Here is a 4,246-nt window from a genome sequence, read left to right as displayed (position 1 = left end):
TGCATCGCTGCGCAGGGGTTGTGGCGGCTGGGCCATTATCTGGCGCGAGTCCGGCAGCGCATGGAGGACGGCAGGCGGTACCGGCAGGCGGCCCTCACCGTTGCCCGCACGTTGCTTGCAGAGCCCTACTTGTCAACCAGCCCTTCCCACCAGGGGCTGATTTTGCATTCGGTTTACCACCGGCCGCAAGGCTGGGACGCCGTGCCGGAAGGCCGCAAAGCGCCCTGCGGGGAATCCTCGATGTGGGGTGACTATCACGCGCGCGAACTGGCGCTGGTGCTGCTGCGCGAAGCGCGGCAGGAGCCGGACCTCTATTTCTTCAACATCTGACATGGCAATGCTAAGCCAGCTTCAGAACCGTCAGGGCATAGCTTTAGCCATGCCGTTTCGCGGCCCCAGCATTCACTTGAGTTCGATCTGGGGGCTTAGCCCGTATTTCTCACCGATCAACTGAATGGGGGGATGAGATGCGATTGGGGTGGTGCAGAGGAGATTGGGAGTGGTGCGATTCTCAAGGGATGGGGCACGAGCTAATTTTGAGCAAGGGATGACACTCCGCGGGGCTCTGGGCAGTGCGGTTTGGGCCTGCGCGGGCACAGTTCGCCCTGGCAAAGTTGGCTGACCACGAAGCGGTTGGGGGAGCACGGTTTTCAGCAGGGACCGGGGGAAGCTTGCAATTGGGCGCAGGCTTGCGCGAACAGGTTGGGGTAAGGATAGCCTTCCGCCATCGACACCCAGACCCGTCGCACCGTGATGCGGACGAGCGCTCCGATCTTCAGCAGCTTCAGCCGAATCGTCGAGCACTGTGCCTGGGCCAATTCGGTTTCTTTCAATCCCAACCGGCGCAGCGCCTCCATCAGTGCGTAGGCCATCGAGGAAAAGTAAAGTCGAATCTGGTTGCTGCGCAGCAACGCCGTCGAGGTGCGGTCGGCAAACAGCATCAACTGCTCTTTGATCCGATTCTCCATCTCGCCGCGCGCGCAGTAGAGCTCTTCATAAAGCTGCCGCGCTTCCCAGGCTTCCGGCCCCAGCGACGTCACCACGAAACGCGGATTCGATCCCTTCTCCAGATGCTCGGCCTTCGCCACCACCCGCCGCGCCCGCGACCAACTCTCCCGCGTCTGATAGCGAAACTCCTTAAACACCCGAGCCGCCTGCCCGGTGGCCTGAAACTCCGTCGCCGCCTGTTCCTGTTCCTCGATGATCTCTGCCTTCAGCCGATCGTTCTTCGGCAGCCCCAGCACGTAATCCACACCTTCCTGCTCGCACCAGCTCATCAGCGCTTCGCGGCAGAATCCCGCATCGCCCCGCAGCGTGATCTTCACCCGCGGCCAGGCTTCGCGAATCCCGGCCACGATCCGCGCGACTTCCTCCACACAACCGGCCGAGGCATCGATGTTCGAAGGCCGCAGGCGCGCGCACAGCAGATGATCGCCGCAGAAGATATACAGCGGCAGATAGCAGTAGCCCCCGTAGTAGCCGTGGAAGAACCGCCCTTCCTGGTTGCCGTGCAGCGGGTCGTCGGTCGCGTCCAGGTCCAGCACGATCCCGGCCGGAGGCTCCGCATACGCCTCCAGAAAAATCTTCACCAGCAGACGGTCCACCGCTTCCAGGTCGAGCGCAATCTTCTTGTAGCGCTCCTCGTCCTTGACCACCGCCGCGGTCAGTTCCAGCCGGTTCAGCGTGCTCTTGCCCGCCAATGCCTTGCCCCGGTCGCGCTCCCGCGCCCGGCTCCCGCCCGTCGGATCGGGCTTCTCCGCCAACACCGCCAGCAGCGGGTCGCGGCGCAGTTGGTCGTGATCGTTCAGGTCTTCGTAGCCCAGCGCCAGCCCGTAGACGCGCTGCGCCACCAACTCCCGCACCGTGTGCTCGATCTGCCCCGCCGCCCGATGGTCCCGAAAACAGGCCGCGAAACGCGCGATGATCCTCGTCCGTTTCTCGACTTCGCGCAGCAGCAACCCGCCCGCGTCCGTGGTGATCGCACCACCGTCAAACCGCCCCACCACTTGCCGTTGATTCAGGGGATGAAATTCGAAGGACTCCTGGTTACACTCTGTCAACATAAGTCTGTCGCTTCTCCTTGGCACAAGTGCTTCTCGTCAAAGATACTTCTGCCTGAAGTGACAGCCTTTTTCAATTCCCCGTGAGATATTCGGGTTAAGCATAACCAGCTCTATGACGGCTCCAAGCTCTTCTGCCGCCCAGACCAGATCTCAATACAGGCGGCTTGATTGCAAAAATATCTTGACCTTCAAAGAGAGAAGCTACCCCCTACACGATCTGCAAGCCTTCCCTGGTCCTTCGGCGGCCCTTCCTGGCAGGGGGAATAAGAGGCGCGGTGAGTTTTTCGTAGAGGGCAAAGAGATGCTCCACGCGCTGCCGGTCGTTCTGGAAGGGTTGGGGGCGGTAGCAAAGGTCAACCGCGCGGTCGAGGTCGGCGTGCGCTTTGACCAGCGCCGGCGGCATCGCCAAAGGGTCGTATAAATCGGCCAGCGTCGCGTCGGGAAATTTCTTGCGCGCGTCCAACACCGCTTGCGCGGCGTCCCGCACGGCGACGCGCTGTCTCTCCCTCGGCATGTCAGGCCAGGGGAAGTTGTTGTAAACAATGTCCTTTGAGTAGCGGTAGCGCGACTCCAACCGTCCGCAAACTTGCCGCATCCAAGCCATGTGCATGGCCGAGGAGAGAACGCCGAAGTGATAGAGAGTCGCATCAGGGACGACGCAACAAAGATTGCTTGCGATAACGCTTTTCGACGTGAACCCGATAGGAATGTAAAGCCGCTTCTCCGAACTCACCAGCGGAACAAGAAGGTAGTCTGTCATTGGCTGAGCAATTTGGGCAAAGAGCGTCGGAGTCATCGCTTTCTTACGCGTGGCTTCTGCCTTGCTTGCGAGCCGCATAGTGCGGACGCCTTGAACTCGTTTCTTGATCTCGGGTAAGCGATTTAATTCTTCGGGCGGAATGCCAACAAGCCATAGACACCAGCGTTCAATCCCATTGAGGAACTCATCCGCGCCAGTAAAAGGACGAATCCACTTTGCAGCTTCCGGTTCGAGGCGAAGAAGAGCTTCCTTCTCCTCGGTGGTCATTAGGAAGTTGCCGCCGTCTCTTGGCTGGCTTCCCCAAGCCATATTAGGTACATCACAGATCGGACCGCTTCGATTTGTTATGCAAACATCCGGACTCTCAACGAGAAATGGGCCAATGTTTCGGACAGGTGAAACAGAGACTTTCTTGCTGTCCGAGTCGTGGTCGTAAATGCGTTTGCCGTCGGTGGCGAACGCACCGAAGCCGACGATAACGACGTGAACGTGGGCTTTGCCGCGCGCTTCGCTTTCCCAGGCAAAAGTGCGATGTGCGAAGTGAATCTTGATTCCGCGCGCAAAAAGCTCGCGCCATAGAATGCCAGCTTGTTCGCCTTGAGAAATGGAATTTGTAGAGACAAACCCAACGCAGATTTGCGTTCCTCGAATGTATTCAGAGGCGACGAGATACCAAGCTCCCACGTAGTCCAAAACGCCAACGCCTTTCAAGTTGCGTGAAGCCACCATCATGTCGGCGCGTTGCGCCGCGGTCATGAACATTGCACCCACAAATGGCGGATTGCCGAGGACGAAGTTGCATTTTTCGGGCGGAAGGATTTTCTTCCAATCAAGCCGTAGCGCGTTGCCACACACGATGGTGGGAGATTTCTTGAGCGGAAGTCGCACGAAGTATTGGCCGAAGGCTTCCGAAAGGCGGATGTTCATCTGGTGGTCCATAAGCCACATGGCGACTTCGGCGATGCGCGCGGGCCACTCGCTGATCTCGATGCCGTAGAAGGCGTCCACGTCCACCAATGATAAGCTGTGGATGTCGAGATTCGGCTGGTCGCCGGGAAAGAGCAGCTTGAGGATTTCTATTTCCAGCAGCCGCAACTCGCGGTAGGTGATGACCAAAAAGTTGCCGCAACCACATGCCGGGTCCAGAAAGCGGAGTCCGGCGAGCTTTTCATGGAAACGCTTGAGTTCGGCTTTGTTATTTTTGGCGTGCTCGAACTCTGCGCGGAGGTCGTCCAAAAACAGGGAACGGATAACTTTAAGAATGTCCCGTTCGCTGGTGTAGTGCCCGCCAATCTGACGCCGCTCCCTTGGCTCCATGACGGCCTGAAAGAGTGAACCGAAAATGGCCGGCGAGATGCGCGACCAATCGAAGTGCGTGCAGGCCAGCAGCGCATTGCGCATGTCGCGGTTAAAGTCTGCGAAG

General features: G+C 59.1%; 3 protein-coding genes. 1 reads left to right on the top strand and 2 read right to left on the bottom strand.

Annotation, left to right across the window (positions count from 1 at the left end; all coding sequences use genetic code 11):
* The coding region (locus VMU57_RS08785; protein ID WP_325382519.1) for a hypothetical protein at positions 1–330 on the top strand (330 nt) is incomplete at its 5' end.
* Between the two features lie 320 nt (positions 331–650).
* On the opposite strand, the gene VMU57_RS08780 is transcribed toward VMU57_RS08785, so the two are convergent.
* Positions 651–2,063 carry an IS1380 family transposase gene (locus VMU57_RS08780; RefSeq protein ID WP_325382517.1) on the bottom strand — a complete coding sequence of 471 codons (1,413 nt, stop codon included), beginning with the start codon at positions 2,061–2,063 and terminating at the stop codon, positions 651–653.
* A gap of 208 nt (positions 2,064–2,271) precedes the next feature.
* Positions 2,272–4,246 (bottom strand): class I SAM-dependent DNA methyltransferase (locus VMU57_RS08775; protein WP_325382515.1); only part of this gene is annotated, 1,975 nt, incomplete at its 5' end.

This window comes from Edaphobacter sp. (assembly GCF_035532915.1).
Lineage (GTDB): Bacteria > Acidobacteriota > Terriglobia > Terriglobales > Acidobacteriaceae > Edaphobacter.
The sequence above is the reverse complement of the archived record's forward strand: the minus strand, read 5'-3'. Positions and strand labels throughout refer to the sequence as shown.